The 26,348-nt window shown below is 63.6% G+C and carries 27 protein-coding genes; 9 read left to right on the forward strand and 18 right to left on the reverse strand.

Features of this window, described 5'->3' with window-relative positions; translation table 11 throughout:
* Positions 1 to 95 precede the first annotated feature (95 nt).
* From DCO57_RS19130 to modA, 9 genes are all read right to left on the reverse strand, one after another.
* A complete protein-coding gene (locus DCO57_RS19130; protein WP_116700518.1) occupies positions 96 to 1,499 on the reverse strand; it encodes a TRAP transporter large permease in 1,404 nt (467 codons plus the stop codon).
* A 10-nt stretch (positions 1,500 to 1,509) separates the two neighbouring features.
* Complete coding sequence (locus tag DCO57_RS19135; protein ID WP_116700556.1) at positions 1,510 to 2,130, reverse strand: TRAP transporter small permease; 621 nt, start codon at positions 2,128 to 2,130, stop codon at positions 1,510 to 1,512.
* 159 nt (positions 2,131 to 2,289) lie between these two features.
* The gene (locus DCO57_RS19140; RefSeq protein WP_116700519.1) at positions 2,290 to 3,297 is read right to left on the reverse strand and encodes a DctP family TRAP transporter solute-binding subunit; all 1,008 of its coding nucleotides are present in this window, start codon (positions 3,295 to 3,297) and stop codon (positions 2,290 to 2,292) included.
* Between the two features lie 266 nt (positions 3,298 to 3,563).
* On the reverse strand, positions 3,564 to 3,743 hold the full coding sequence (locus tag DCO57_RS19145; protein WP_116700520.1) for a hypothetical protein: 180 nt from the start codon (positions 3,741 to 3,743) through the stop codon (positions 3,564 to 3,566).
* Positions 3,744 to 3,783: 40 nt separating this feature from the next.
* On the reverse strand, positions 3,784 to 5,118 hold the full coding sequence (locus DCO57_RS19150; RefSeq protein ID WP_116700521.1) for a sigma-54 dependent transcriptional regulator: 1,335 nt from the start codon (positions 5,116 to 5,118) through the stop codon (positions 3,784 to 3,786).
* Positions 5,119 to 5,129: 11 nt separating this feature from the next.
* Entirely contained in the window at positions 5,130 to 6,914 is a 1,785-nt protein-coding gene (locus tag DCO57_RS19155) for an ATP-binding protein (protein ID WP_116700522.1), read from the reverse strand.
* 37 nt (positions 6,915 to 6,951) lie between these two features.
* Positions 6,952 to 8,043, reverse strand: coding sequence for a molybdenum ABC transporter ATP-binding protein (gene modC / locus DCO57_RS19160; protein WP_116700523.1), 1,092 nt, complete (start codon positions 8,041 to 8,043; stop codon positions 6,952 to 6,954).
* Complete coding sequence (gene modB, locus DCO57_RS19165) at positions 8,036 to 8,743, reverse strand: molybdate ABC transporter permease subunit (protein WP_116700557.1); 708 nt, start codon at positions 8,741 to 8,743, stop codon at positions 8,036 to 8,038. The genes modC and modB overlap by 8 nt, the downstream gene beginning before the upstream one ends.
* A 92-nt stretch (positions 8,744 to 8,835) precedes the next feature.
* Entirely contained in the window at positions 8,836 to 9,597 is a 762-nt protein-coding gene (gene modA / locus DCO57_RS19170) for a molybdate ABC transporter substrate-binding protein (RefSeq protein ID WP_116700524.1), read from the reverse strand.
* A gap of 159 nt (positions 9,598 to 9,756) precedes the next feature.
* Between modA and DCO57_RS19175 the strand changes: the two genes are divergently transcribed.
* From DCO57_RS19175 to DCO57_RS19185, 3 genes are all read left to right on the forward strand, one after another.
* A complete protein-coding gene (locus DCO57_RS19175) occupies positions 9,757 to 10,935 on the forward strand; it encodes a hypothetical protein (RefSeq protein ID WP_116700525.1) in 1,179 nt (392 codons plus the stop codon).
* A gap of 99 nt (positions 10,936 to 11,034) precedes the next feature.
* Positions 11,035 to 11,499: a DUF1203 domain-containing protein gene (locus DCO57_RS19180; RefSeq protein WP_116700526.1), complete on the forward strand. Its 465-nt coding sequence runs from the start codon at positions 11,035 to 11,037 to the stop codon at positions 11,497 to 11,499.
* 208 nt (positions 11,500 to 11,707) lie between these two features.
* Positions 11,708 to 12,541, forward strand: coding sequence for an isocitrate lyase/phosphoenolpyruvate mutase family protein (locus DCO57_RS19185; RefSeq protein WP_116700527.1), 834 nt, complete (start codon positions 11,708 to 11,710; stop codon positions 12,539 to 12,541).
* A 43-nt stretch (positions 12,542 to 12,584) separates the two neighbouring features.
* Here DCO57_RS19185 and DCO57_RS19190 read toward each other — a convergent pair whose 3' ends face one another.
* On the reverse strand, positions 12,585 to 13,745 hold the full coding sequence (locus DCO57_RS19190; RefSeq protein ID WP_116700528.1) for a citrate/2-methylcitrate synthase: 1,161 nt from the start codon (positions 13,743 to 13,745) through the stop codon (positions 12,585 to 12,587).
* Between the two features lie 76 nt (positions 13,746 to 13,821).
* Between DCO57_RS19190 and DCO57_RS19195 the strand changes: the two genes are divergently transcribed.
* On the forward strand, positions 13,822 to 14,925 hold the full coding sequence (locus tag DCO57_RS19195; RefSeq protein ID WP_165814788.1) for a citrate synthase/methylcitrate synthase: 1,104 nt from the start codon (positions 13,822 to 13,824) through the stop codon (positions 14,923 to 14,925).
* A 64-nt stretch (positions 14,926 to 14,989) separates the two neighbouring features.
* Here DCO57_RS19195 and DCO57_RS19200 read toward each other — a convergent pair whose 3' ends face one another.
* The gene (locus DCO57_RS19200) at positions 14,990 to 15,718 is read right to left on the reverse strand and encodes a tellurite resistance TerB family protein (RefSeq protein ID WP_116700530.1); all 729 of its coding nucleotides are present in this window, start codon (positions 15,716 to 15,718) and stop codon (positions 14,990 to 14,992) included.
* Positions 15,719 to 15,840: 122 nt separating this feature from the next.
* Positions 15,841 to 16,314 (reverse strand): Lrp/AsnC family transcriptional regulator, encoded by a 474-nt coding sequence (locus DCO57_RS19205; RefSeq protein ID WP_116700531.1) that lies wholly within the window; start codon positions 16,312 to 16,314, stop codon positions 15,841 to 15,843.
* Between the two features lie 128 nt (positions 16,315 to 16,442).
* Between DCO57_RS19205 and hppD the strand changes: the two genes are divergently transcribed.
* The gene (gene hppD / locus DCO57_RS19210; protein ID WP_116700532.1) at positions 16,443 to 17,555 is read left to right on the forward strand and encodes a 4-hydroxyphenylpyruvate dioxygenase; all 1,113 of its coding nucleotides are present in this window, start codon (positions 16,443 to 16,445) and stop codon (positions 17,553 to 17,555) included.
* 199 nt (positions 17,556 to 17,754) lie between these two features.
* On the opposite strand, the gene gshB is transcribed toward hppD, so the two are convergent.
* The 3 genes from gshB to rsmI all read right to left on the reverse strand — a co-directional run bounded on the left by gshB (position 17,755) and on the right by rsmI (position 20,179).
* Complete coding sequence (gshB, locus tag DCO57_RS19215; protein ID WP_116700533.1) at positions 17,755 to 18,699, reverse strand: glutathione synthase; 945 nt, start codon at positions 18,697 to 18,699, stop codon at positions 17,755 to 17,757.
* A 181-nt stretch (positions 18,700 to 18,880) separates the two neighbouring features.
* The gene (locus DCO57_RS19220) at positions 18,881 to 19,264 is read right to left on the reverse strand and encodes a YraN family protein (protein ID WP_116700534.1); all 384 of its coding nucleotides are present in this window, start codon (positions 19,262 to 19,264) and stop codon (positions 18,881 to 18,883) included.
* Positions 19,265 to 20,179 carry a 16S rRNA (cytidine(1402)-2'-O)-methyltransferase gene (gene rsmI / locus DCO57_RS19225; protein ID WP_116700535.1) on the reverse strand — a complete coding sequence of 305 codons (915 nt, stop codon included), beginning with the start codon at positions 20,177 to 20,179 and terminating at the stop codon, positions 19,265 to 19,267.
* 251 nt (positions 20,180 to 20,430) lie between these two features.
* Between rsmI and DCO57_RS19235 the strand changes: the two genes are divergently transcribed.
* Together DCO57_RS19235 and coaBC are read left to right on the forward strand one after the other, a co-directional pair.
* A complete protein-coding gene (locus DCO57_RS19235) occupies positions 20,431 to 21,660 on the forward strand; it encodes a penicillin-binding protein activator (RefSeq protein ID WP_116700537.1) in 1,230 nt (409 codons plus the stop codon).
* 34 nt (positions 21,661 to 21,694) lie between these two features.
* Positions 21,695 to 22,930, forward strand: a complete 1,236-nt coding sequence (gene coaBC, locus DCO57_RS19240; protein WP_116700538.1) for a bifunctional phosphopantothenoylcysteine decarboxylase/phosphopantothenate--cysteine ligase CoaBC — start codon at positions 21,695 to 21,697, stop codon at positions 22,928 to 22,930.
* Positions 22,931 to 23,009: 79 nt separating this feature from the next.
* On the opposite strand, the gene DCO57_RS19245 is transcribed toward coaBC, so the two are convergent.
* The 3 genes from DCO57_RS19245 to DCO57_RS19255 form a co-directional block, all read right to left on the reverse strand.
* On the reverse strand, positions 23,010 to 23,807 hold the full coding sequence (locus DCO57_RS19245; protein WP_116700539.1) for a class III extradiol ring-cleavage dioxygenase: 798 nt from the start codon (positions 23,805 to 23,807) through the stop codon (positions 23,010 to 23,012).
* Positions 23,808 to 23,977: 170 nt separating this feature from the next.
* Complete coding sequence (locus tag DCO57_RS19250) at positions 23,978 to 24,559, reverse strand: OmpA family protein (RefSeq protein WP_116700540.1); 582 nt, start codon at positions 24,557 to 24,559, stop codon at positions 23,978 to 23,980.
* A 22-nt stretch (positions 24,560 to 24,581) separates the two neighbouring features.
* Positions 24,582 to 24,998 (reverse strand): hypothetical protein, encoded by a 417-nt coding sequence (locus tag DCO57_RS19255; protein ID WP_208978044.1) that lies wholly within the window; start codon positions 24,996 to 24,998, stop codon positions 24,582 to 24,584.
* A 167-nt stretch (positions 24,999 to 25,165) separates the two neighbouring features.
* Here DCO57_RS19255 and dut point away from each other — a divergent pair, with 167 nt between their 5' ends.
* Both dut and DCO57_RS19265 read left to right on the forward strand, forming a co-directional pair.
* A complete protein-coding gene (gene dut, locus DCO57_RS19260; RefSeq protein WP_116700541.1) occupies positions 25,166 to 25,621 on the forward strand; it encodes a dUTP diphosphatase in 456 nt (151 codons plus the stop codon).
* A gap of 18 nt (positions 25,622 to 25,639) precedes the next feature.
* Positions 25,640 to 26,299, forward strand: a complete 660-nt coding sequence (locus DCO57_RS19265) for an HAD family phosphatase (RefSeq protein WP_116700559.1) — start codon at positions 25,640 to 25,642, stop codon at positions 26,297 to 26,299.
* The last annotated feature ends 49 nt before the right edge of the window (positions 26,300 to 26,348 follow it).

Consider the following 26,348-nt stretch of genomic DNA (forward strand, 5'->3'; position numbering starts at 1 on the left):
GCTTTTTCTTTGGGACCGAAGGGAACGCGCGCTCCCCATGAAAAACGGCGGGCCCGAAAGCCCGCCGCCTGGAGTTTCTTCGCGTCCGGTGTTTCCTACCGGTTGGTGACGATCTCCGGTCCCATCAGGCTGTAGGGCAGCCATGTGGAGAGTGCCGGGATATAGGTGATCAGGATCAGGAACACGAACAGGATCATCACGAAGGGCGCCGACGCCCTGACCACCTGCACCAGACTCATCCCCGTTATCCCGGAGGTCACGAAGAGATTGAGCCCGATAGGCGGTGTGATCATGCCGATTTCCATGTTCACCACCATGATGATGCCCAGATGCACCGGATCGACGCCAAGCTCCATCGCGATGGGGAAGACCACCGGCGCAACGATCAGCAGCAGACCGGACGGTTCCATGAACTGGCCGCCCAGGAGCAGCAGCAGGTTCACGGCGATCAGGAAGGTGAACCAGTTGAACCCGGCACCGATCATCCAGTCGGTGATGGCCTGCGGAATGCGCTCCGACGTGAGCACATGGGCGAAGAGCAGTGCATTGACGATGATGAACATCAGCATGATCGTCGTTCGGGCCGCATCTATCAGCACTTTCTTCGTGTCGGCATGGAAACAGCCGGGCAGAAAGTAGACGACGGTCAGCACCAGGTTCCGGACGACCGCCGCCAGGATGGCCTCGCCCTCCTTGCGCATCGGCACGTCCTTGAGCGGTCCCATGTCGCGATAGATGAAAATCGCGATCAGGAAGGCGTAGACGGCCGCCACGGCCGCGGCCTCGGTCGGTGTGAAGATGCCTCCGTAGATGCCGCCCAGAATGATCACGATGAGCAGCAGACCGAAGGCCGCCTCTCCGGCAGCACCCAGGATCTCGCTCATGCCGGCAAAGGGCTGCTTGGGCATCTTCTTGATGCGTGCGTTGACGTAGATGGCCGTCATCAGCATCAGACCGGCGACGACGCCGGGGACCACCCCGGCCAGGAACATCCGGCCGACGGACACATCGGTCGCAGCGGAATAGACCACCATGACGATGGAAGGCGGGATCAGAATGCCGAGCGTGCCTGCATTGGCAATGACGCCGGCAGCGAATTCCTTGGTGTAGCCGACCTGGCGCATGCCGGCGATGGCGATCGTGCCGATGGCGACCACGGTTGCCGGAGACGACCCGGACAGCGCCGCGAACAGCATGCAGGAAAACACCGCCGCGATGGCCAGACCGCCCCGGATGTGACCGACACAGGCAATCGCGAAGCGGATGATGCGCCGGGCGACACCACCGGTCGACATGAAGGCGGAGGCCAGCACGAAGAACGGAATCGCCAGCAGCGTGTAGTTCTGCGATGCCGTGAACAGCTGCAGAGCCACCGAGGAGATCGAATCGCTGGAGAAAAGGACAATCGCCAGGACGCTCGAAAGGCCCAGGGATATGGCGATCGGAACGCCCAGGAACAAAAGTCCGAGGACGAGAATAAAGAGAATTGCAGCTTCCATCGGTCCCGCCTCAGTCCTTCAGAATGTCTTTGTTTTCCGCAACGAGGTCTTCCGCCTCATGTGCGGCGATCATCATCTCGCGTTGACCGGTGATGATCTGCCAGGCGGCCTGAAGGCAGCGGAACAGGAAGAGGGCGAGGCCGACGGGAAGGATCAGATAGGCGATCCAGCGCTGGACGCGCTCCTGGGTGCCGAAGGTCTCGATGATGGCCTGCGGATAGCGCAGATCATCGAGGCCGATGCCGATCTTGTACATCTTCTGCCAGTAGTCGATGGCGCCGCCGCGGGTGTTGAGACCGAAGATGTGCAGCCATTCGGAATGCAGCAGGGTCAGCGCATAGACGGCACCGCAAAGTGCGCCAAAGACAGCGACGACCCGGAACAGCTTCTCGGGAAACAGGCGGATCACCGCATCAACACCCAGATGGGCGCCGATCTTCACGCCGTAGCTCATGCCGAACAGGATCAGCCAGGCAAAGAGGATGCGTGTGAACTCCAAGGCTCCGGTCCAGCCGGAATTGAACCCGTACCGCGCCACCACCTGGGTGAAGGATACGATGGTCATCGCCGCCAGGAGAAAGGCCAGAACCCCTTCCTCGAAGCGCGTGACCCAGTTGTCGACGCGTTGCATGCGTTCCCCCGAAATCGGGCCTGCGGGCCCCATGTATCTCCGCAGCAGCGTTCATGCTGCTGCGGGACAATTGAAGGAAGGGCCGGGCAGGACCCTCCGGGACTCAGGTGAGTCGCGCGAAGGTGTGCCGGCCCTTCCGATAGTCGCGTTGGCCGCTGATCAGTTGGTGTTGTTCGACGCCACGGCAGCCTCGATCAGGTCCTTGCCGATATCGCCTTCGAACTTTTCCCAGACCGGCTTCATCGCATCGACCCAGACCTTGCGCTGTTCCGGGGTCAGTTCGCGGATGGTGGAGCCGGCCTCCAGAATACGGGCACGGTTAGCCATTTCCTTGGCCGCGACAGCGCCGTTCGCTTCGGCCGTGACTTCCTCGACGATGGTCAGGAACTGGTCACGGACGTCCGGCTCCAGGCTGTTCAGCCACTCATCGGAAGTGACGAGCAAATAGGCCAGCAGCTGGTGGTTGGTTTCCGTGATGCCGTCCTGCACTTCGAAGAATTTCTGCGTGTAGATGTTGGACCAGGAGTTTTCCTGACCATCCACCACACCGGTCTGCAGAGCGCCGTAGACTTCCTTGAAGGCCAGCTTCTGGGCATTGGCCCCCATGGCTTCGATCATGGCAACCGCCACGTCGGACGTCTGGACACGGAACTTCAGACCCTCGGCATCGGACGGCAGGAGAAGCGGCTTGTTGGCCGAGAACTGCTTGAGGCCCGAGCTCCAGTAGCCAAGTCCCAGGAAGCCGTAGTCGGTCATGGAGCCGAGAAGCGCCTTGCCGTCCGGGCCGGTGGAGAAACGCTCGACGGCGTTGAGATCCTGGAACAGGAACGGCAGATCGAACAGACGGAACTTCAGCGTATAGGCTTCGAACTTCGAAAGGGACGGTGCGGCAAGCTGAACGTCGCCCAGCAGCAGGGCTTCCATAACCTTGTCGTCGTCGAAGAGCTGCGAGTTCGGGAACACCTGCATGCAGGCCTTGCCGTCCATTTCCGAATTGACGCGATCGGCCAGCATCGTGGCGGCGTCGCCCTTCGGGTGACCGGTGGCGGCGACAACGTGGCTGAACTTGATGACGATTTCGCCGTCATCGCAGGCGTCGGCTGCATAGGCATTGGCGGAAAGTGCGAAAGTCGCCGCGGTTGCAGCGGCGAGAACGAATTTTTTCATCGGATGTCCTCCCAGACATTTCGGAATGACGGCCGTTCGGACCGGACAGCACAGTGGCTGGTCGGCGCAGCAATCGCAAAGTCCGTGCCAAGTGCCGCCAGCTTCTGAAAATGTGCCTGTTTGCACAGACTATCAGACTTCCGGGGCCGATGACATCCCGGTCAAATCGCATGAAATGTGTGCGTCCCGACACATGAACGGATTGCAATGTGTCGGTTTCGACACATTGCAATCCGTCCGCCTGCTGGAGTCCCCATCGATCCCGGTCAGTCGGAGGATCGTGAGAGCGCCCCGCTGCGCGGGTCCTGCCGGAACGGCGATACCAGTCTCCGCAGCTTGTCCGGGTTGCGAATGATGTAGATGCACTCGACCATTCCGACGGCTGAATAGCCCAGCGTCATGGCCGTATGGATTTCCGGGCCCTCGAGCAGAGCCAGGCCGCGCATGCCGTTTGTGACATGTACCTGACGTCGAGGGTCCGAAAATCTAGCCGACGACCACGTCTTCCCGGCCGAGACCATGCTTGCGCATCTTCTCGTAGAGGGCCTTTCGGGAAATGCCGAGATTTTCGTAGGTCGGCTTGATGGCGCCGCCATTGCGTTTCAGTTCGGCGGCGATGAGCACCCGCTCGTAGGAGGCAACCTGGTCGAAGAGGGACGAACCGCCTGCGGCCCGCGGTGCTCCGGCCGGCTCCAGTCCCAGCACGAAGCGGTCGGCGACGTTGCGCAATTCGCGGACATTGCCAGGCCAGTCCCGGGTCATCAGTCCTGCCAGAAACCCTTCACCGATGTCCGGGATCTCGCGCCGGTAGCGGGCGCGCGCCTCCACGGCCAGATGCCGGAACAGCAGCGGAATATCCTCCAGGCGTTCCCGCAGCGGCGGAATTTCGACATTCACCACGTTGAGCCGGTAGAAGAGATCCAGCCGGAACCGGCCTTCCTTGCCGGCCGTCTCCAGATCCTCCTTGGTTGCCGCGATGAAGCGGACATCCAGTTCGATCGGCCGGTTGGATCCGAGCCGCTCGATCGTCCGGGTCTCGATCACCCTGAGAAGCTTGACCTGCAGCTCCAGCGGCATGGATTCGATCTCGTCGAGAAACACCGTGCCGCCATGGGCGTGCTCGAGCTTGCCGATCCGCTGGCCGCTGGCGCCGGTAAAGGCCCCCTTCTCGTGGCCGAAGAGCTCGGATTCGATGATTTCCGCCGGCAGGGCACCGCAATTCAGGGCAACGAACGGTCTCTCGCGGCGTGGCCCCTCGTCGTGCAGGGCCCGGGCGACGACTTCCTTGCCGGAGCCGGTCTCCCCCAGAATGAGGATGTCCGCATCGGTGGCAGCCAGAGCCATGACATTGCGGCGCAGAAGATCCATGGCCGGCGTGCGTCCCACGAGACGGCTTTCCAATCCGGTCCTGTCGGCCAGTTCCTCGCGCAGCTTGCGGTTTTCCAGAACCAGCCGGCGCTTGTCCAGCGCCCGCTCGACCACGGAGGCGAGCCGGGACACGGAGAAGGGCTTTTCCATGAAATCATAGGCTCCGGCCCGCATGGCCTCGACCGCCAGCGGCACGTCGCCATGTCCGGTGATCAGCACGACCGGGAGGGCCGGATCGATCTCAAAGGCGCGCCTCATGACCTGAAAGCCGTCCGAACCGGGCATGCGGATGTCCGTCACCAGAACGCCGTAGAAACCGCGGTTGATGTGCTCCAGCGCCGCATCGGGCGCTCCGGTGGCAAAGACCTTCTGGCCGGAGAGCTCCAGCCCCTGGGTCAGAGACTCGCGCAGGTCCGCTTCATCGTCAACCAAAAGCACGGTCGCCTGGTCCATCTGGATGTGCCCTATTCCGCCGCCAGCATCTGTTCGTCCGCAATCGGCAGACGCATGGTGAATTCCGCGCCGCCATCATCCCGGTTCGCCGCCTGCAGCGTCCCGGAAAAGTCATGGACGATCTTATAGGCAATCGACAGGCCAAGCCCAAGGCCCGCACCGACATCCTTGGTGGTGAAAAACGGATCGAAGATCTGCGGCATGACATCCCCGTCGATGCCGGGTCCGTTGTCCCGGACCCTCAGGACGGCTTCCTCTCCCTCCAGGCGGAGCGTCAGGGCAACCATCGGGCGATCCGCGCCGCCCACCGCGTCCAGCGCGTTGGAAAGCAGATTGATGACCACCTGCTCCAGGCGGATCTGCCCGCCTTTCACGATGATGTCGGTCTCCGGCAGATCCGTCGTCAGAACGATACAGCTCTGCTTGATCTGCGGCTGGAGCAGCAGCAATGTCTCGTCGATCACCTTGCGCAGGGAGACCGGCCGGATGTCCGTTCCGGACTTGCGGGTGAAGCCCTTCAGGGTCTTGGCGATTTCGGCCATGCGGGCAACCATGCCGCCGATCCGGGCGAGATTGGCCCTGGCCTCTTCGGCGCGGCCGCGCTCGATCAGCATTCCGGCGACTTCCGCATCCGAGCGAATGGCCGCCAGCGGCTGGTTGTATTCGTGGCTGAGCGCCGCCGACATCCGTCCCAGCGTGGCAAGCTTGGCCGCCTGCACGAGTTCGGCCTGGGCCAGGCGCAGGTTGGTTTCGGCCTGCTCGCGCTCACGCACCTCCTCTTCGAGAAGTTCGTTGGCCTTGCGCAATTCGGCCGTCCGGCTTCGCACCCGCCGTTCCAGCCGCAGAGCTGCGGCCTTGTCGCGGCGGATCTGCCGGCTGAATTCCTCCCGCCTCAGGAGCACGATCCACAGACCGCCGGCGGCAATCACGCAGCCGAGAAGCGCGGCCACCATCGCCCAGGCGGATTGCTGCCGCGCATCATCGATGCTCACGAGCGTTGCGACGTTCCAGCCCAGAACGGGCAGGGAGGTGGCCAGCCGCATATGTGTATTGATCGCACCGGTGGATGGCAGCAGCAGGCCGAGGCGGCCGAGACCCGAGAGATCGTCTATGTTTCGACCGAAATCGATGTCGGAAATGAACCTTCCGCGCCAGCCGGGGACATTTGTCACCACGACCCGGCCGTCTTCGTCCAGTGCCAGGATCGGATCCTTGCTGAGCGCCCAGGCCTGTTCGACATCCTCCAGGCTGACGCGCACGGCCAGGATGCCGATCAGCCTGTCGCCGTTGCGCAGCGGCGACGCGAAGATATAGCTGGCCGCCGACTGCGGGTTTCCGGGAATGAGCTGCCGTCCGAGCTGGCCCTGACTGGCCTGCTCGAAGGCTTCGGATATGGCTGCGGCTCCGCCGATCGCGCCGAAGGGGACACCGTGCTGACTGGTAACGATGACCCTGCCGAGCGGATCCATCAGCCAGACTTCCTCCGCGCCGGACATCCCTGCCGCGACGGAGGTGATGGTCCGGTCGATTGAAATATCCCGCCCCGACACCAGCCGGCCCGTTTCGGGCCCGCGCGCCAGCAGCGGCGACAACAGCCGGAACTTGTCCAGAAGCCGTTCCAGAACGGCGGCCTGAACCGCAAGATTGGCTTCCGCCCGGGTTTCGATCTCCGCCAGGGAAAGACGCAGGCTGGCCAGTCCGGTCAGCCACAGGATAGCCAGGCTGGCCGCCACCATGGCCGCCCCGATGCCCAGTTTCAGATTGCGCCATGCCCGGCGTCGGGATCCGCGTGTCATGGCACCAGTATAAGGCAGACGTCTCTCCGCCCGCAATTCATACCGGCGGCGCCGGAGTGTCCTGCCCCCGGTCAATCGCCACACTCTTGATCAGCGCGGTCACGGACCTGCCAGGCTGCAGGCCGAGATCCGAAACCGAGGCCCGGGTCACCCGGGCGCGAATCCTCTGGCCGCCCAGGTTGCACAGGATTTCCGCGTAGGGACCCGTCTCCCCGGCAATGCTCTCGATTGTCGCCGCAAGGGCATTGCGAATGGACAGACCTTGCGGCGGGACGGTGGCGAGCGCCACGTCGCGGGCAAGGATGCGCAAGCGGACGGGGGCGCCCGGTTCGGCCGCCATGCCGGGAATCTGCAGCACCGCTCCGCCGATATCCACATGCGTGAGATCCCAGTCCGAATCGATCCGCGTGACGGTGCCGCTCACAAGCGCACTTGCCTCGCGGCGGCCGGTCACGCGAACCAGGTCTTCGCGGGCAAGCATGTCCGCGACGGTGCCGAAGGCCAGGGTCTTTCCCTGCGAGAGAAGCACCAGCGTATTGGACAGACGGGTCACTTCCTCGATGGAATGGCTGACATACAGGATCGGAATGGCCGCCTCGACGCAGAGACGGTCGAGATAGGGCAGGATATCGTTGCGGCGGGCGTGATCGAGATTCGCCAGCGGCTCGTCCATGATCAGCAGACGCGGACCGGACAGCAGGGCCCGGCCGATGGCCACCCGCTGCCTTTCCCCGCCGGAAAGCGTCTCGGGCTTGCGGGAGAGCAGCGCCGTCAGCCCGAGCAGGTCGACAACTTCGCCGAAATCCCGTGTCCCGGACCTGCGGCCCGCCCAGCGCGCATAGGTAAGATTGGCCCGGACGCTCAGATGCGGAAACAGCCGCGCATCCTGGAACACATGGCCGATGCGCCTTGCCTGAACCGGCAGGTCGATGCCCTTGTCCGCATCGAACAGGATCGTGCCATCGACCGAAATGCGCCCCGACGACGGTGTCACCAGACCGGCGATCATGTTGGTGAGGGTGCTTTTTCCGGCGCCGGACTGGCCGAACAGGGCGGTGACGCCGTGGCCCTCAAACCGCGCGGCGAGATCGAACCGGCCGACACGGCCCCTGATGTCCACGTCAATCATGGCCGCCGCCCAGTCTGCCGCGCAGGCGGCGGGCGAAGATTTCGGAAGCAATCAGCGCAACGAATGCCACGGCAGCCGCGATCAGCGTCAGGCGAAAGGCGGCCAGGTCGCCGCTCGGGGTCTGTGTCGCGGTGTAGAGTGCAAGCGCCAGGGTGCGGGTTTCGCCGGGGATGTTGGAGACGAAGGTGATGGTGGCGCCGAATTCGCCCATCGCCTTGGCAAATCCCAGGATCGCGCCGCCGAGAATGCCCGGCACGGCCAGCGGCAGCGTTACCGTCAGGAAGGCGACCATCCGGTGGGCGCCGAGAGACCTGGCGGCCGCCTCCAGCTTGGGATCGACCGCCTCGAAGGAAATACGGATCGGGCGGACCATCAGGGGAAAGGCCATGACCCCGGCCGCCAGCGCGGCCCCGGCCCAGTTGAAGGCAAAGCTGATTCCGAAGGTGTCGAAGAGGAACGCCCCCGCAGGCCCCTTGCGGCCGAAAGCCAGGAGCAGGAGGTAACCGGTGACGACCGGCGGCAGGACGAGGGGCATGTGTACAAGCGCATTCACGATGCCATGCCCGGGAAAGCGGTAGCGCGCGAGAAGATAGGCGACCAGAACGGCAAGCGGCAGCGCCACGAGCAGAGCTGCTGCGGCCACTTTCAGCGTCAGGAGCAGGGCCTGCCATTCCGCCGGTTGAAGATGAAAAAAGTCCACGTACACTCAATCTGCCGGTTTCGGACCGGCCGGACCCTCCGGCCGCTCGGATCGTCCCGTTTTCAGATGTCTTTACCTGAACGCTGGACGATCTACTCCACCTTATCGGTCACAAACCCCAGCGAGCGCAAGATTTCCTGCGCGCGCGCGCCGGCCAGATACTTCAGAAAAGCAGGCGCCGCCGGGTGGGTGTGAGCGCTTGTCAGCGCTGCCAGATAGCGGATCGGCGGGTGGCTGTCCCCCGGCAGTGTCGCAGCAATGACGACCGCCGGCTCCACCAGGGCGTCTGTCCGGTAGACCAGTGCGAGAGGCGTGTCGCCGCGTGCGGCCGAGGCAAGCGCGATCCTGACATTTTCCATCGGTGCGAGCCTTGCGGAAACGGAAGCCCAGAGGCCGAGATACTCCAGCGCCGCCTTGCCGTAGCGCCCGGCGGGAACCGTCTCCGGATCGGCAATGGCCAGGCGGCCGCTACCGAGCGCCGCACGCAGGCCGTCCGGGGTCAGCGTCACTGCCTGGCTGTTTTCGGGGCCGACCAGAACCAGTGCGTTGGAGGCGAACTCCAAAATGGTGTCGGCCCGGACCGCATCCCTGTCACGGACGTAGTCCATCCAGGCAGCATCGGCGGAAACAAACAGGTCCGCCGGCGCGCCGGCCTCCACCTGCCGGGCCAGCGTGCCCGTACCGGCGAAGGAGAACACCACATCGGTGCCGGTCTCCTCCTCGAAGGCAGCGGCGATGCCTTCCATGGCTTCACGCATGCTGGCCGCGGCAAACACGGTCAGCGGCGTTTGGGCGGCGGCCGGAAGGACCATGACCACAAACAGACACAGGATAAAAAACAAGCGCTGAAACATCTTTCCTCCGGCGTTGCATTCAACTCCTGCCTTACGCCAGCCCGGACACCTGTTCAAGAGACGCGCCAGCCCGCCGCCAGAAGCGGCGGCGCACCCGTTTACGAAATTCTTACAATGAAATGCGACAACCCGGGACGATCAGACAGGGAGTTTCAGCCAGTGCCCAATCTTGCCCAGCGCAGCCTGGAAGGAACGTTCCTCTGCGTCTACGGTTTTGTCTGCCGGCTCTACAGACCGCTGCGCTGCTGGATCGGCGCGGGCGTTTTCTGCCTGTTCATCGCCATGACGGCGGCGGTCGTTCATGTCTTTCCGCTCTCCAACTGGGACATGTTCGCCTATACGGCAACGGTTCTGGAACCGGAGATAACCGACCCGGTGGAGCTGCACCGGCAAAGCTATGCCGCGGTCAGGGACAACGTGCCGGAGGGCGAATACCTGATCCTGACCCAGGACCGCCCCTACCGCATTCGCCAGGCGGATGACCCGGCCGCCTTTGCAACCATGCTCGGATTCTACCGGATCAAGATCCTCTATGTGGAAACGGCGCGCCTGCTCTCCGGTTTCATGGATCCGGTGCAGGCCTTGCGGATGATTTCGATTGCCTCGGCGGTCGCGGTAGGCGCCATCCTGCTTGTCTGGATGGCACGAAGCGGAACGCTGATGTACGGGCCCGTTGCGGTGGCCCTGCTGGTCCTGTCCGCCTTCGGGGATGCGGCGCAACTGCTGTCGCCCGATCTTTACGCAACCGTCTTCCTGGTTCTTGCAGCCTTTCTCTATCTGGAACGGCTCGATCTTCCCGCGGCAGCCAGCCTGTTCGCCGCCTTTCTTGTCCGCCCGGATCATCTGGCGTTCATCGGTGTGTTTTTCGTTTTCGCCGCGATCTACGGGCCCGGCCGGTGGAGCATGACGGCCTGCTTCGCGGCAAGTTTCGCCGCCTATCTGTGGCTGACCGGCGGCGCGGACCATCCCGGCTGGTGGATCCACATGTGGTTCACCCATGTGGAATATGTACCGACCCTCGAGGGTTTCGATCCGCCCTTTTCGGTTCCCGGATATCTTCTGATGCTGGTGCGCTCGACGGTCAGATCGCTGATGAGCCAGACCTGGCTGGCACTCCTGTTCGCGCAAGTGCTGTTTTTCGCCAAATGCCTCTCGCCGGCGGAAATGAATGAACGGGCCAGGGTGCTGCTTTACGCGGTATTCGCCTCGATCTGCGCCAAATATCTGGTGTTTCCGCATTACGAAACCCGCTTCTACCTGCCGTATCTGGTGATCATGGGCATGATCCTTCTGGTCAGCTGGCATCGTCAGCAGGAGCGGCGGACCGTTCCTGCATAGGCGCTTTCGCGGACCAAGTCCGCGGTGCTCGCAAATCGGGTCGTTTCCGCAATCGCACGGTCCTAGGGTCGCTTCAAGTCACTTGAGGAGACCAGGACCATGTTTCAGATCCACCCCCTACCCGCCGCCGCCTTTTCCTGTCTGAACGATCTGTCGGAGGAAGAGCTCGCCGAGAGAGCCATCCAGATCCACGTCTCGGACGGCTCATTTCCCTGCCGTGTATCCCTGGCCGATGCGACCGCGGGGGAGCGGGTGTTCCTGCTCAATTTCGAACACCAGCCGCATGGCACGCCCTACCGCGCCAGCCATGCCATCTTCGTCAGGGAAAACGCGCAGGAAAGCCGACCCGAGCCGGGCGTGATCCCGCAATCCATCGCCAGCCGCCTATTGTCCGTGCGCGCATTCAATCGCCAGCATGAGATCATTGATGCGGACGTCGTCGAGGGAACACATGCGGCGGAGCTGATTTCGGCCTTTTTCGCCAATCCGGATACCGGCTACATCCACCTTCATTTCGCCCGAAGGGGCTGTTTCGCCGCGAAGGTCACCCGGGCGGGGCGGTGAGCCCCGTGAACACGGCAGGCAGCTGAAGGCCCCAGGCGGTTTTGACCGCTTCGCACAGCGATGCCCCAACTGGCGCCATGTTTCCGGATAAACTGGCTCTTCCGGAGGCCGAGGTCCAGCGGGATTGTCTCCAGACATGAAATTCATGCACAAGACTAAACTTGGGGTATGCTATTTCATATTTTACTACCATAAGGAGATTCGCGCCATGCAGACTGCCGCAAACCGACGGACCGCCTTCAGAGCCTTGCACGAAAGGGGGCGGGCATTTCTGATGCCCAATCCCTTCGACATCGGATCGGCCCGCATCCTGGATGGCCTGCGGTTCGATGCAATCGCTACCTCCAGCGCCGGCTATGCCTGGACGCAAGGGGTGAGGGACGCGGAAGGCCTGATCAGCCGGGACGCCGCACTCGCCCATGCGGCAGACATCCTCGCCGCAACCAGCCTTCCGGTGAACGGAGATCTGGAAAACGGGTTTGGCGACAGCCCGGAAGACGTGGCCGAAACGGTCAGCGGCGCCATCGAGACCGGCCTCGCCGGCTGTTCGATCGAGGACTACACGACCGATCCCGCTCACCCCTACTATCCGCTGGAGCAGGCGGTGGAGCGCATCCGGGCCGCAGCAGAGACGAAAAACAGGCTGGCGCCGGATTTCGTGCTGACCGCCCGCAGTGAGGGACCGGTGCATACCGACCATGAATTGCAGGAAACCATCAAACGGCTCAATGCCTTTGTGGACGCGGGCGCCGATTGTGTCTACGCGCCGCAGGTGACGGACAAGGAACAGATCCTGACTCTTCTGAAGGCCGTGAATGCGCCGCTCAACATTCTGGCCGGTCGCAGGAACTTTCACCTGACCCGAAAGGAACTCGGCGACATGGGTGTGACCCGTGTGTCCATCGGCTCCGGTCTTGCCCGGGTCGCCTACCGGGCCTTTACCGAAGCGGCGGTGGACATCAAGGACGGCGGCGCCTTTGGATGCTTCGACCGCATGAGCGAGGCGGTGGATTTCGAATCTTTCCTGAAATCCAGACCCTGACTGGAGAAACCGCCTCCGGACAGGGCAGACCAGGGGTTCACGCCTAGCGTTCCCCCACATAGGCGGCTCTGGGCCGGATCTGTTCAGGGGCGGAATATTGTTCGAGGGCGTGGGCGATCCAGCCGGTCATTCGCGCCGCGCAGAAGATGATCTTGCCGGCATCCTTCGGCAGCTCATAGGTTTTCTGCACCGCCGCCAGAGCGAAATCGATGTTGGGCGCCCGGCCGTAAAGATCGTCGGCGACACCGATCAGCTGCGGCAGGCGCTCGACGAAGGGATGGTTCCGTTCGTCGCGGATCAGCATTTCCAGCAGGCACACGGCGCGCGGATCACGCTCCCGGTAGACGGAATGGCCGAAACCGGGCAGGCTTTCACCGCGGCCGAGCCGGTCGGACAGCACCGCCTCGATATCCGCTTCCGGTGTCAGATCCGCGAGCCAGGCGGTCACCCGGTCGGATGCCGCCCCGTGCCGCGGGCCGGCGAAAGCACCGAGACCGGAGAGCAGGGCCGCATGCAGCGGCGCGCGGGTGGAGGCGGCGCAGCGCACGGAAAAGGCGCTGGTATTGAGTTCGTGATCGGCGCAGAGCACCAGGGCGGCCCGGATCGCGTTTCGGCCGGCCGTGGAAACGCCATAGGCTTCAGCGAACTGGGTGTGGATCGGAACGGCCACCGGCTTTGCATTCAAAAGCGCGGCGGTTCCGTAGCGCAGCAGCGCAGCACCCTTGGTCTGCAGCAGTTTCGGGGCATGGGTAAAGGCCGCCCTGTCCTGCAGCGGCCAGGCGGCAATGGCCATCATCAGCCGGTCCAGCGGTCCTAGGCCCTCCGGCAGATCGGGATATTTCTGCGGCGCCTTTTCCGCGAAGGGATCGTCCTCGGAACCCCATAGCAGTGTGGCGACCGTTTCCAGAGTGGAGTTTTCCGCCAGATCCGTCGCGCGCCGTCCCCGGTAGACCGGTCCGTCTTCGGAAATGAGCGTCAGCTCGGTTTCCAGAACCGGATCGCCCGTCAAGGGGCGCATTCCGGCCTGATCGTCCGCCTTCCGGCCCTTCAGGCGACGAACATCCGCCGCGTCGTAGCGGCGCTGCTTGCCGGGACCGGCCACCGAGGAGATCAGCCCCCGGCTGACATAGGCATAGAGGGTGGCCGGCTGCACGCCGAGTTCGGCGGCGGCTTCGCGGGCGGAGAGATAGATTGGCTTGCTCATGTATTGATTGTATTTATCAACGTTGATCAATGCAATGCTTTCTTCCTATCTGGCGCAAACAGACAAGGAGATGACCATGACAGAAGCACCAGATCCCGCCCGCATGATTCCCGATCCGACCGCCGGACTGGAAGGGGTCGTCGCCGCCACCACGAAACTGAGCCATGTCGACGGCGAGAACGGCATCCTGATCCTGCGCGGGAAAAGAATTGAGGACCTTGCGGGCAAAGCCCCGTTCGAGACGGCGGTTCGGCATCTGTGGCAGGATTTCGACATCGCCGGCGGCGCGGCCCTGCAGGCGGTCTTCGGACAGGCCCGCATCGCGGCCTTCGCGGCAGTTCCCCTGCTTGAAGATGCGGCGCCCGAATTGTCCGTCTTCGAGCGCATGCAGCTGGGCCTGGCAGCCCTGCCGCTGAAAGGTGATCTGCCCGATGCGGTCGCCATCGCCGGAGCCCTGCCGGTGTTTCTGGCCGCGTCCCACAGGATCGCATCGGGACGGGTGCCTGTCGCCCCGGACAATACGCTGGAGACGGCCACGGACCTGTTGCGGATGCTGACCGGTGCGCTGCCGCCGGACGGCCATGCGGCGGCCCTGAACCGCTATCTGGTAACCATCCTCGATCACGGGCTGAACGCCTCCACCTTCACCGCCCGGGTGATCGGCTCCACCCAGGCGAACCTGAAACAGGCGGTTCTCGGCGCCATGGGCGCCTTGAGCGGCCCGCTGCACGGCGGTGCTCCCGGGCCGGTGCTCGACATGATCGACGCCATCGGCCAGCCGGAAAACGCGCAAGCCTGGATCGGGGAGGCGCTTGCCCGCAAGGAGCGGCTGATGGGCTTCGGTCACCGGATCTACCGGACCCGCGATCCGCGTGCCGACGTCCTGAAGGCGGGACTGAAGCTGCTGGGACCGGACAATCCCAAGGTCAGGCTGGCGGAAGACATAGAAACTGCGGCGCTGGCCGCCCTGAAACGGGCCAAGCCGGACCGGCCGCTGGAAACAAATGTGGAATTCTACACGGCGGTCCTTCTGGATGCGATCGGCATCGACCGTACGCTTTTTACCCCGCTTTTCGCCACCGGCCGCACGCCGGGCTGGTGCGCCCATGTGCTGGAACAGCGGCAGACAGGCAAGCTGATCCGGCCGTCTTCCCGCTATGTGGGGCCGCAAGCCGGGTGAGGCGGCAGAAGGCAAGGTCCCGGCTCAAGGCCGGGCCGGCATCGCAGACAGCATCCGGTCAGATTTAGCCTGCCGCTTCGGCTTCACGCACGGCGAACTCGATCTCGTCGACCAGACCGGCATCCAGCTGCAACCGGGCGGCCAGCATCTGCAGATATGCCTTTTCGGCCGGGTGATCGGGATCAATGGCGAGGCGGGAGGCGGCATAGAGTTCGGCGGCCGTTTCCTGGCAGGTGGCGCAGGCGACGACCTTGTCGAGATCGAGCGGTGCGCGCAGCTCGTCCATCAGGAAGGCCTTGGCCTCGCTGTCGAGACCGGCCTCGTCGATCTTGGCGAAGATCCGGTCCTGCTCGTCCCGGTCGATATGGCCGTCCGCCTTGGCGGCGGAGATCATCGCGGTCAGAAGAGCCACCGCCATCTGGTGTTCGCCGCCCGGATGTTCACCGGGATCGAAGGCGGTGCCGCGCGGACCTTCCACCGGAATCGGCTCATCGGCCGGATATTGCGGACGTGGTGCATTGTTCTGGTTCGCCTTGTGACCCTGATAGGCCTTGTAGGCGAGACCGGCCACCAGGGCCAGACCGCCATAGGTGACCGCCTTCTTGCCGATCTTGCGGCCGCTTTTGGTGCCGAGCATCAAGCCAGCGAGGCTGCCGAGCGCCAGCCCGCCGCCCTGGGAGGAGAGAAAATCCTTGCCCTGAGAGAGCAGGTCCGCGGACCCGCCCCGGTTGCCTGACGGATCCGAGGCCTGTCCGCCCAGAAACTGATCCAGCAAGGATTTTGCGTCGAACATGATTTTCTCCCTGAAATGACCCGGTGCGGGCAAGAACTGTCGTCCTATGAAATGGGACTTTCTGCAAGCCTCGCAAGTTCCCATGTCGATATCTCCGGAGATCTGCGGTTCCCGGTATCGCCTCACCGCTCGCCGAGCGGCAGCAGGTTGTCGTCTTTCAGCGTTTCCATGGCGATGGAGGAGCGCACGTTATGGACCGCCTCCTGGGGCAGCAGGTCGTCATTGATGATGCGGCTGAGCGCCTTCAGGTCCGGCACCACGATCTTCAGCATGTAATCGACATCGCCCGTCAGGGTGTGCGCTTCCTGAACCTCCGGCATGGCGGTGACCATGTTCCTGAACTTTCGGGCGTTTTCCTTGCTGTGCGCGCCCAGCGTCACGCCGACATAGGCGGTGACACTCAGCCCGAGGGCTTCCGGATCGAGTGCCGCCCTGTAGCGGCGGATGATCCCCGCTTCCTCAAGCTTCTGCCGGCGGCGGGAGACCTGGCTGGCGGACAGGCGGATCACCTCGCCAAGCTCGGCATTGGTCAGCGCCGCATTTTCCTGCAGGGTTGCCAGCAGTTTCACGTCATAGGCATCCAGTGCGATTTTCATGCACAACTCTTCTATATTTTGCACTATTTGCGCACCATCATACGCAACTTCACGTGTTTTGCACTCTTTCTGCGCGTCTTTGCCGTCATACTCGTGCGAACAGCTGCATTGACACAGGAGAGTTCATCTTGGGACCGTTTCCGCACGACGCGCCACCGGCGAAAATCACCGCAGACAATCCGGCAGGCACGGACGGGTTCGAATTCGTCGAGTTCGCCCATCCGGAGCCGGAAAAGCTGGACGCGCTGTTCCGCAAGATGGGCTATCTCCCGGTTGCCAGGCACAGAACGAAAAACATCACGCTCTACCGCCAGGGCGACGTCACCTATGTGCTGAACGCGGAACCGGACAGCCACGGCATGAAATTCGCCGGCGAACACGGCCCCTGCGCCCCGGCCATGGCCTGGCGGGTCGTCGATGCGCAAAAGGCCTTCGAGCATGCGGTCGCAAAGGGGGCCACCCCCTATGACGGCAACGACAGGACGCTGGACGTTCCGGCCATCGTCGGCATCGGCGGGTCGCTGCTCTATTTCGTCGACACCTATGGCGACAAGGGCTCTGCCTATTCGAAGGATTTCGACTGGCTGGGCGAGACCGACCCGAAACCGCAGGGTGTCGGCTTCTATTATCTCGACCACCTGACCCACAACGTCTTTCGCGGCAACATGGACAAGTGGTGGGATTTCTACCGCGACCTCTTCAATTTCAAGCAGATCCACTTCTTCAACATCGACGGGCGCATCACCGGCCTCGTCAGCCGGGCGATCACCAGCCCCTGCGGCAAGATCCGCATTCCGCTGAACGAGTCCAAGGACGACACCAGCCAGATCGAGGAATATCTGAAGAAATACAATGGCGAAGGCATCCAGCATGTCGCCGTGGGCACGGACGATATCTACGACAGCACCGACCGGCTGGCCGACAACGGGCTGAAATTCATGCCGGGCCCGCCGGACACCTACTACGAGATGTCCCACGACCGGGTGACGGGACATGACGAACCGATCGAGCGCATGAAGCGCCACGGCATCCTGATCGACGGCGAAGGCGTGATCGATGGCGGCACGACGAAGATCCTTCTGCAGATCTTCTCCAGGACCGTCATCGGGCCGATCTTCTTCGAATTCATCCAGAGAAAGGGCGACGAGGGCTTCGGCGAAGGCAACTTCCGCGCCCTGTTCGAATCCATCGAAGAGGACCAGGTCCGCCGGGGCGTTCTGAAGCCGGAGGCCGCGGAATAGGGGCGGTTTCTATCGGCTTTCGAGTCATCCCCGGCTTGACCGGGGATCCACTCGTTTCCAGAGAATCGCGGATTTGAACCGTGCGCCGGAGACGTTCCATACCCAAGAAGGAACAGCGGATCCGGAGAGAGGTGGATTGGATCCCCGGTCGCGCTACGCTTGCCGGGGATGACCGAAGATAGAGACCCGCTGTATCGCCTCAGCCCTTCACCTTCGCCTCCAGCACGTCCCACACCATTGCCGCCACGTCCGGGCCGCCCAGCTTGCGGATGGCGCGGATGCCGGTGGGGGCGGTGACGTTGATCTCGGTAAGCCAGCCGTCGATCACGTCGATGCCGACCAGAATGAGACCCTTTTCGCGCAGGGACGGGCCGAGGCGGGCGCAGATGTCGCGTTCCCGGTCGGTCAGGTCGCTGTCGGTGGGGGCGCCGCCGCGCACCATGTTGGAACGCAGGTCCCCGGCGGCCGGCACGCGGTTGACCGCGCCGGCGAACTCGCCATCCACCAGCAGGATGCGCTTGTCGCCATGCTTCACATTGGGCAGGAACTGCTGGATGACCCAGGGTTCGCGGAAGGTGGCGGCGAAGAAATCATAGAGCGATCCATAGTTGAGATCGTCCCGCGTCAGGCGGAAGACCGCCGCGCCGCCATGGCCGAAGAGCGGCTTCATGACGATGTCGCCGTATTCCTCGCGGAAGAGATCGATCTCGGCCTTGTCCCGGGTGATCAGCGTCGGCGGCATCAGGTCGGCGAATTCGGTGACGAACAGCTTCTCCGGCGCGTTGCGCACCTCCGCCGGATCATTCACCACCAGCGTGTCCGGATGGATCTTCTGAAGAAGATGCGTCGCGGCGATATAGGCCAGATCGAAGGGCGGATCCTGGCGCATCAGCACCACGTCCATCTCGCGCATGTTGAAGCGCCGGCTCTCGCCAAAGGTGAAGTGGTTGCCCTTTTCGTCGCGTACCTGGACCGGCTCCAGGGAGCAGAATACCTCGTTGCCGCGCATGGCCAGCCGGTCGGGCGTATAGTGATACAGCTCGTGCCCCCGTGCCTGCGCTTCCAGCATCAGCGCAAAGGCGCTGTCGCCGGCAATGTTGATGGTCGAGATATGGTCCATCTGGACCGCGATTTTCAAAGCCATGGGGCAACTCCCGGCGGGGCGCAGGTCATGCGCTGGGGGATTTCAGAACGGTTGGTCCAGATATGCGGTGCCCGATGGGCTTTGTCCAGAGGCAGGCGTCAACGGAAGCACTGTCCCTGCGAACCGGCAAGGCGCGGGCGGACGTGCGCAGGGCAAACCACCACGGGCCGGACAACAACGTCTATTCGACCGCCTCGAAAGCATTCTCGATACGCTCGGGCAGGGCCCAGGGGCGAACGACGATCACGTCGAAGCGGAGCGTGTAGAAGCCGGCCTTGGGATGTTCGGCCACAAAGATCCGGGCGGCCCCGGAAATGCGCCTCCGGCTGGCCGGTGTCACGGCTTCCAGCGCCGCACGGCGGGTCTTCCTGGCCTTGACCTCGACAAAGGCGACGGTTTTCCGGCGCTTGGCGATCAGATCGATCTCGCCTGCCCTGGTCCTGTAGCGGTGCTTGAGGATCCGCCAGCCGGTCAGACGCAGGTACCAGGCCGCGAAGGTCTCGGCGGAAAGGCCGAGTGCGTGGGCACGGCGGCGCTGCTCGGTACCCGTCCTGCCGCGGGTCATTCAGGCCTCCCCCGACTTGAGGTCCAGTGCCCGTTTGTAGACCTCGTTGCGGTCCAGACCTGTCGCCCTGGCGACCGTCTTGGCGGCGGCGCTGACCGGCATGTCCTGAAGCGCCTCCAGAAGCAACATATCCAGATCGGCCCCTTCGGATTCGGGTCTTTCCTCCGCCGGGCCGATCAGAATGACGATCTCGCCCTTGACCTGCCGGTCCGCGAAGCGCTCCGCCAGATCGGCGAGGGAGCCGCGCTCGAAGGTCTCGAAGCGCTTGGTCACTTCCCGCGCCACCACCGCGTCCCGCTCTGCGCCGAGAATTTCGGCCATCAACGCCAGGGTGGCGCCGGTGCGATGCGGGGATTCGAAGAAGATCAGCGTTGCCGGAACGCCAGCGAGCTCCGTCAGGCGCTTGCTTTTCGGCCCGCCCTTTTGCGGCAGGAACCCGGCAAAGAGAACCGTGTCGCTGGGAAGTCCGGAGGCAACCAGTCCGGCGAGCGGGGCGGAGGCGCCCGGCACAGGAATGACGTCGTAGCCTTCCGCAACCACATCGCGCACCAGCCGGTAGCCCGGATCGGAGACCAGCGGCGTGCCGGCGTCGGAAACCAGGGCGACGGCCCTTCCGGCCTGAAGCTCGGCAAGGATCCTCGGCCGCTGCCGGTCCGCGTTGTGCTCGTGATAGGGAACCAGCGGTGTCCTGAGACCGAATTTCCGGGTCAGGGTCGCGGTGACCCGGGTGTCCTCGCAGGCGATGATGCTGCTCGCGGCCAGGGTTTCCAGCGCCCTTACGGTAATGTCGCCGAGGTTGCCGATCGGCGTGGAGACGATATAGAGCGCCGGCTCCAGATTGGGTGCGGAAAAGGCGTGTTCGGAGAGGCTGTACCGGTTCTTGTCCGCCGTCGTCGGCGGCGTTTCGGTTGCCATGGGGGCCTCCTTTCGCGCTGGGCCGGGTCAGGCGGCCTTCGGATGCAATCCGCAGAACCAGGCCGACCGACACCGCTATGCGGGAACCGGCGAATCCGGTCTCCGGGCAATGGCATTCTTCCTTGCGCTACCTGCTGGACGCAACCGATGCAAGGCAAATCCACCGCTGATCGGGCGGATACGTCATTGAAACACCGCTAAAACTGGACATGCCCGCAGTGAGTACGTAAGTCTTTTGCCAAGGATGACGGATGAACAGGGCAAGTGGAATGCGGGGCAAGATCGTGCATCGGCGCAGACGGGTTTTCTTGAAATCGGCGCTGGCAAGCGCCTGTGCGCTGCTGCTGGCCAGCTGCATGGGCTCGACACTCGGCTCGCTGCCGGGCGATCAGGTGCAGCCGGGCGCCCAGCCGCAGACCACCGGTGAGGTGATCGGCACAGGCAGCGTTCGCGTCGGCCTGCTGCTGCCTCTGTCCAGCAGCAACGGCAACGCCTCCATCGGAACGGTCTTCAAGAACGCCGCAACGCTGGCGCTGCAGAACTTCCCGAGCGCGGATGTCCAGCTGCTGGTGAAGGATACCAACGGCACGGCTGCAGGCGGCCGGGCCGCGGCCCAGGCGGCGATATCGGAAGGCGCGGAACTGATCCTCGGCCCGGTGTTCTCGCCGGCGGTCTCGGGCGCCGCTGCCGCGGCCCGGGCCACGGGCGTTCCCGTCATCGCCTTTTCGACGGACACATCCGTCGCCTCCAGGGGTGTCTATCTGCTGAGCTTCCTGCCGGAAAGCGACGTCAAGCGCACGATCGGCTATGCCAACAGCCAGCAGAAGAGATCCTATGCGGCGCTCATTCCGGAAGGCTCCTACGGCGCGGTGGTGGAAGCCGCGTTCCGCCAGGAAGTCGGCCAGGGAGGCGGCCGCATCGCCACCATCCAGCGCTACAAGCTGAACGGCACCGATACGTCCGATCTTGTCGCCAAGACACAGGCGCTGCAACCGGTGCTGAACAATATCGATGCGCTGTTCGTGCCGGCAGGCGGCGGCGTGCCGGGTCTTGTCGTGCAGACACTGGTCAGCCAGAACGCCAATCTCGGCCGCATCAAACTGCTTGGCTCGGGCCAGTGGGACTCCGCGCAGGAGAAAAACAACCCGGTGCTGGCCGGTTCCTGGTTCGCGGGCCCGGAAGACAAGGGTTTCCAGGCGTTCGCCAAGCGCTATCAGAGCATCTATGGATCGGTACCGCCCCGCAATGCCAGCCTCGTCTACGACGGCGTGACGCTGGCCGCCGGCCTGATCCGCTCCGCCGGGCCGCAGCGCTTCCAGCAGAGTATCCTGACCAACCACGACGGCTTCATCGGCATTGACGGCCTGTTCCGCTTCCAGTCCAATGGCCTCAACCAGCGCGGTCTGGCCGTCTACCAGGTCACCGGCAAGGGCACGCAGGTGATTTCCCCGGCACCGAGGGATTTCCGGTCCGGGTTCTGACTTTAATCGCCAGCGGCGGGAGTATGGGGTCGAGATGCTGAGCGGCAAACAGATCGTGCTGATCATCAGTGGCGGCATCGCTGCCTACAAGTCCCTCGACCTGATCCGGCGGCTGAAGGAACGCGGCGCGCGGGTGATCCCGGTCATGACCGGGGGCGCGCAGGAGTTCATCACACCCCTGGCGGTCGGCGCGCTGTCCGCGGAGAAGGTTTTCACCGGTCTGTTCGACCGGGAGGCCGAGCATGACGTGGGCCATATCCGGCTGGCGCGGGACCACGACCTGATCCTGATCGCCCCCGCGACGGCGAACCTGATGGCCAAGATGGCCCATGGCATCGCCGACGACCTGGCGACGGCGATCCTGCTGGCGACCGACAAGCCCGTGCTGGCCGCACCGGCCATGAACCCGAAAATGTGGCAGAACCCGGCGACACAGCACAATCTGACGGTCCTGAAGGACCGCGGCATCCGCTTCTGCGGACCGGCCAGCGGCGAAATGGCTGAAAAGGGCGAGGCCGGTGTCGGCCGGATGAGCGAGCCGCTGGACATTGTCGCGGCCGTGCAGACCATGATCCGGGGCAGGGATCTTCAGGCGGGGCGCCTGCCGCTTGCCGGAAGGCATGTGCTGATCACCTCCGGACCGACCCATGAACCGATCGATCCGGTGCGCTACATCGCCAACCGGTCCTCCGGCAAGCAGGGGCATGCCCTTGCGGAGGCCGCTCGTGAAGCCGGCGCGCGGGTGACGCTGGTCTGCGGTCCGGTCAATCTGCCGGACCCGGCCGATGTTACGGTGATCCGCGTCGAAACGGCCGCCGAGATGCTGAAGGCTGTCGAGACCAGCCTGCCGGCGGATATCGCCATCATGGCCGCCGCCGTCGCCGACTGGCGCATGGCCAGTGAAGGCACCCAGAAGATCAAGAAGGATGGCAGCGGCAAACCGCCCGCGCTGGAACTGACCGAGAATCCGGACATCCTGGCCACCATCGGCCATCACCAAAGCCTGCGGCCGAAGCTGCTGATCGGCTTTGCCGCCGAAACCCGGGATCTGCTCACCAACGCCCTCGGCAAGCTGGAGCGCAAGAACGCCGACTGGATCGTCGCCAACGACGTCAGCCCGGCAACCGGCATCATGGGCGGGGACGCCAACACCATCCATCTGGTCAGCCGCAGCGGCGTCGAGGACTGGCCGCAGATGTCGAAAACGGATGTCGCCCGGCAGATCGTTGCGCGGGCAGCGGATACTCTGAACGGAGCTGCGAAAACCTGACCATCCCTGCGCCCGGCGCCGGACAGGCGTCCGCATCAATCTTCAGTGCCGGGACAGGACCAATCGCAGGAGATGGCGGTCAGCTGCGCGGGGCGAAATCGTAATAGCTCATGCTGAGCGTGCCGTATTCGTAGCTCCGGTGCAAGAGCTGCGCTGTCGTCTCCGGCCCGCCCGCGCCGAAGGCGAAGAAAAGCGGCAGAAGATGGTCCTCGGTGGGATGATTGCGCCGGAAGTCCGGTGCCGAGCCGAGTTCACCGAACCAGTCGATCGAGCCCGATTGCAGGCCTTTATCGAGCCACCGGTCGAAGCCGGTCGTCCAGTCCGGCACGGCTGAGCCCTGGGGCCGGATTTCGCCAAGATTGTGGGTGGTGCTGCCCGAGCCGACGATCAGAACCCCCTTTTCCTTCAGGGGGGCAAGGATCCGGCCGAGCGCGAAAAGCGTCGCCGGCGTGCTGTCGTGCGGCAGGGACAGGGCGGTCACGGGAATATCCGCATCCGGAAAGGCAAGGGAGAGGGGCACCCAGGCGCCATGGTCCAGCCCCCAGCGGCTGTCCATCTGGAAATCATGACCGCCGGCTTCAAGCAGATGCGCAACCGCGCCGACCTCGGCCTCTCCCGCCACGGCAGGATAGGAAATCTCGTAAAGGGGCGCCGGAAAGCCGCGGAAGTCATGATAGGTGCGCAGGGGACCCGGAGCGGACAGTTTCAGACCCTCCGTTTCCCAGTGCGGAGAGAGGATCAGGATCGATTCCGGCCGGGGCCGGCCGGCGGCAAAGGATTTCAGAAAGCGGCTGGCCGCCGTGTCCTCCAGCGCCAGAGACGGTGCGCCATGAGCCAGGAAAACCGCGCCACCACCGGATTGATCGTCAGTCACCATTTCACACCCTCGATCTCCATTTCTTCACACCAAAGATAGAGATCCGAGCGTTCACCGCTAGGCGTGGTTCCGGAAATTGCCTGTTCCGGAATATTGAACAATCAGCCCGGGCAAGGGCGCTTCGTTCAGACTTTCGTACTGACCGGCGCCCCGCCCGGATTGTCGAGACGTTATTTGAAGCCCAGATTGATCAACTGGACGCGCCGGTTGACTGCCGCGTCGGGCTGGGACGGATCGCGCAGCTGCTCTTCACCGAGACCGACGGCGAACAGATACTGGGGCGGCACCATGAAGGTCGTCACCAGTGCTTCGCGGACCGCCTGCGCACGCTTGATGGACAGGTCCAGATTGTACTGACGTGCTCCTTTCGCGTCGGTGTGGCCGACGATGACGAAAGTCTGTCCCTGCAGATACGGCGTATGAAGCGCATCGGCGATCACGCCGACGGTTTCATAGGATTCCGGACGGATACGGGCGGAATCGAAGTCGAACGTGATTTCGACGTTGAACTGGCGCAGGCTTGCCAGCTTGTCCGCCAGGGGCAGATCGTGCGGCGAGTTGGCGCCGGGATATTTCTGAATGTTCTCGATCGCCGCCTTCTGCAATTCATCCGCAGACAGGTTCACTTCCTGCTGCGCGCCCTGAAGCGAGTTGATGATCTCATTGCGGTTCAACTCGGTCTGCGCGGCCAGGCCGGTGCAGGATACGGCAAGAATGGCGGCCGAAAGACCGGCCAGAAGATACGTTTTCATGGGAAATCTCCAAAACCCGGCGTTACCGGTACCCGGCCATATCAATGGCGGTGTTGCATTTCGCGCCGACCGAAGGCTTTGCCTTCAGCAGGCAGCGCAGAATGTGCCCGGCACCTTCCTTGACGCCCTTGCAATATTGCGCGATGTCCCGGCTGCAGATTTGCGGAACCGCCGCCTGGGCTGCGAGCCGTTCCGAAATCAACGAAATGACGACCTTCCGGTCGGCATTGCATTTCGCGGAGACTTTCGACTGATTCTGTTCAAGGCACTGCGTAATGCCGTTGTTCGCGAGTGTGGCCGACTTGCAGTAGGTCTCGATGTCCTTGCCGCAGCTTGCGCCCAGCATCTTGATGGCCTCGGCAAACCCTACGGTCTGCGCGACAGCCGGAGCGGTCACCAGCATCAAGCTGGCGGTGACCGCAAATATCAATTGTCTCATATTGCTTGTCTCCCAATACGGCCCATGGCCCTGGCAATGAGCCGGAGTGTTTCAGGAGAACGTCGCGACATCAAGGGCCTTTGACGTTTCTCCTGTCTTCATGCCCGCTGCGTTCTTGACAGTCCGCGACGAATATCGTCACTCGAGCCGACCAGAACAGCCGGAACCTGAAGATGACCATAACCCTCGACCTGAAGCGCCTCGACCATGGCAAGGATCTGCCGCTGCCCGCCTATCAGTCCGATCTGGCGGCGGGGCTTGACCTGCTGGCGGCCGTGGACGAACCTCTGGTGCTTGCACCGGGTGGGCGGGCGCTGGTTCCCACCGGTCTTGCGATGGCACTGCCGGCCGGCTTCGAGGCACAGGTGCGGCCGCGTTCGGGTCTTGCGGCCAAACACGGGGTCACCGTTCTGAACACCCCCGGGACGATCGACGCCGACTATCGCGGCGAGGTGAAGGTCATCCTGATCAATCTCGGCGAGACGTCTTTCGAGATCAGTCGCGGAGACCGGATCGCGCAGATGGTGATCGCTCCCGTTCTGCAGGCGCAAATCCGGGAGGCGGAAACCCTGCCGGATACGGCGCGCGGCGCCGGCGGTTTCGGCTCCACCGGCCGCAACTGACCCCTTACAGAGATGAGCATGACCCCGAACCTTGTCATTTTCGATTGCGACGGCGTTCTCGTCGACACCGAACGCGCCGCAAACCGGAACATGGCGGCCATCGTCACGGAACTCGGCTATCCGATGAGCGGGCCGGAATCCCAGCGACGGTTCATGGGACGGACGCTGGAGAATATCCAGGAAATGGTAGAGGAACTGACCGGCCGCAGTCTGCCGTCCGACTGGCCGGATCAGGTGCGCCTGCGCGACCTGAAGGCCTTCGAAGCCGGAGTGGACGCCATTGACGGTATCGAGGCCGTTCTGGACGACCTGGACCGGCGGGCGGTGCCCTATTGTGTCGCGTCCTCGGGCAAATACCGGAAGATGCACACCACGCTGGGCAGTTCCGGCCTGTTGCCTCGGCTGAAGGACAGACTGTTCTCGGCGGAGGATTGTGAACACGGCAAACCCGCCCCGGACGTCTTTCTTCTGGCCGCCCGGACAATGGGCCATCGTCCGGAGACCTGCGTCGTCATCGAGGACAGTGTGCCGGGCGTCCTGGCGGCCGGGGCCGCCGGCATGCGCGCCTTCGCTTTCGTCGAGGATCCGGCCTGCGACCGGGAGGCGATGCGGGCAGCGGGCGCGACGCTTTTTACCGCCATGACGGAGTTGCCGGAACTGCTGTTTTCCAAAACATGAGCCTTTTACGGAAAATGGTTTTACCGGCATGACCCCAAAGGCATTCTGC

The organism is Labrenzia sp. 011, assembly GCF_003075075.1.
Classification (GTDB): domain Bacteria; phylum Pseudomonadota; class Alphaproteobacteria; order Rhizobiales; family Stappiaceae; genus Roseibium.

Excerpts from the sequence above, each read along its gene's own strand:
- rsmI (WP_116700535.1), bottom strand. The coding sequence starts at position 20,179 with ATGGCAACCGAAACGCCGCCGACGACGGCGGACAAGAACCGGTACAGC.
- DCO57_RS19255 (WP_208978044.1), bottom strand. The coding sequence starts at position 24,998 with ATGAGACAATTGATATTTGCGGTCACCGCCAGCTTGATGCTGGTGACC.
- DCO57_RS19195 (WP_165814788.1), top strand. The coding sequence starts at position 13,822 with ATGACAGAAGCACCAGATCCCGCCCGCATGATTCCCGATCCGACCGCC.
- coaBC (WP_116700538.1), top strand. The coding sequence starts at position 21,695 with ATGCTGAGCGGCAAACAGATCGTGCTGATCATCAGTGGCGGCATCGCT.
- DCO57_RS19265 (WP_116700559.1), top strand. The coding sequence starts at position 25,640 with ATGACCCCGAACCTTGTCATTTTCGATTGCGACGGCGTTCTCGTCGAC.
- DCO57_RS19140 (WP_116700519.1), bottom strand. The coding sequence starts at position 3,297 with ATGAAAAAATTCGTTCTCGCCGCTGCAACCGCGGCGACTTTCGCACTT.
- modC (WP_116700523.1), bottom strand. The coding sequence starts at position 8,043 with ATGATTGACGTGGACATCAGGGGCCGTGTCGGCCGGTTCGATCTCGCC.
- DCO57_RS19155 (WP_116700522.1), bottom strand. The coding sequence starts at position 6,914 with ATGACACGCGGATCCCGACGCCGGGCATGGCGCAATCTGAAACTGGGC.
- DCO57_RS19145 (WP_116700520.1), bottom strand. The coding sequence starts at position 3,743 with ATGCGCGGCCTGGCTCTGCTCGAGGGCCCGGAAATCCATACGGCCATG.
- DCO57_RS19185 (WP_116700527.1), top strand. The coding sequence starts at position 11,708 with ATGCAGACTGCCGCAAACCGACGGACCGCCTTCAGAGCCTTGCACGAA.
- gshB (WP_116700533.1), bottom strand. The coding sequence starts at position 18,699 with ATGGCTTTGAAAATCGCGGTCCAGATGGACCATATCTCGACCATCAAC.
- DCO57_RS19220 (WP_116700534.1), bottom strand. The coding sequence starts at position 19,264 with ATGACCCGCGGCAGGACGGGTACCGAGCAGCGCCGCCGTGCCCACGCA.
- DCO57_RS19130 (WP_116700518.1), bottom strand. The coding sequence starts at position 1,499 with ATGGAAGCTGCAATTCTCTTTATTCTCGTCCTCGGACTTTTGTTCCTG.
- DCO57_RS19150 (WP_116700521.1), bottom strand. The coding sequence starts at position 5,118 with ATGGACCAGGCGACCGTGCTTTTGGTTGACGATGAAGCGGACCTGCGC.
- DCO57_RS19250 (WP_116700540.1), bottom strand. The coding sequence starts at position 24,559 with ATGAAAACGTATCTTCTGGCCGGTCTTTCGGCCGCCATTCTTGCCGTA.
- DCO57_RS19180 (WP_116700526.1), top strand. The coding sequence starts at position 11,035 with ATGTTTCAGATCCACCCCCTACCCGCCGCCGCCTTTTCCTGTCTGAAC.
- DCO57_RS19235 (WP_116700537.1), top strand. The coding sequence starts at position 20,431 with ATGAACAGGGCAAGTGGAATGCGGGGCAAGATCGTGCATCGGCGCAGA.
- DCO57_RS19200 (WP_116700530.1), bottom strand. The coding sequence starts at position 15,718 with ATGTTCGACGCAAAATCCTTGCTGGATCAGTTTCTGGGCGGACAGGCC.
- modA (WP_116700524.1), bottom strand. The coding sequence starts at position 9,597 with ATGTTTCAGCGCTTGTTTTTTATCCTGTGTCTGTTTGTGGTCATGGTC.
- DCO57_RS19135 (WP_116700556.1), bottom strand. The coding sequence starts at position 2,130 with ATGCAACGCGTCGACAACTGGGTCACGCGCTTCGAGGAAGGGGTTCTG.
- DCO57_RS19205 (WP_116700531.1), bottom strand. The coding sequence starts at position 16,314 with ATGAAAATCGCACTGGATGCCTATGACGTGAAACTGCTGGCAACCCTG.
- DCO57_RS19190 (WP_116700528.1), bottom strand. The coding sequence starts at position 13,745 with ATGAGCAAGCCAATCTATCTCTCCGCCCGCGAAGCCGCCGCCGAACTC.
- DCO57_RS19245 (WP_116700539.1), bottom strand. The coding sequence starts at position 23,807 with ATGGTGACTGACGATCAATCCGGTGGTGGCGCGGTTTTCCTGGCTCAT.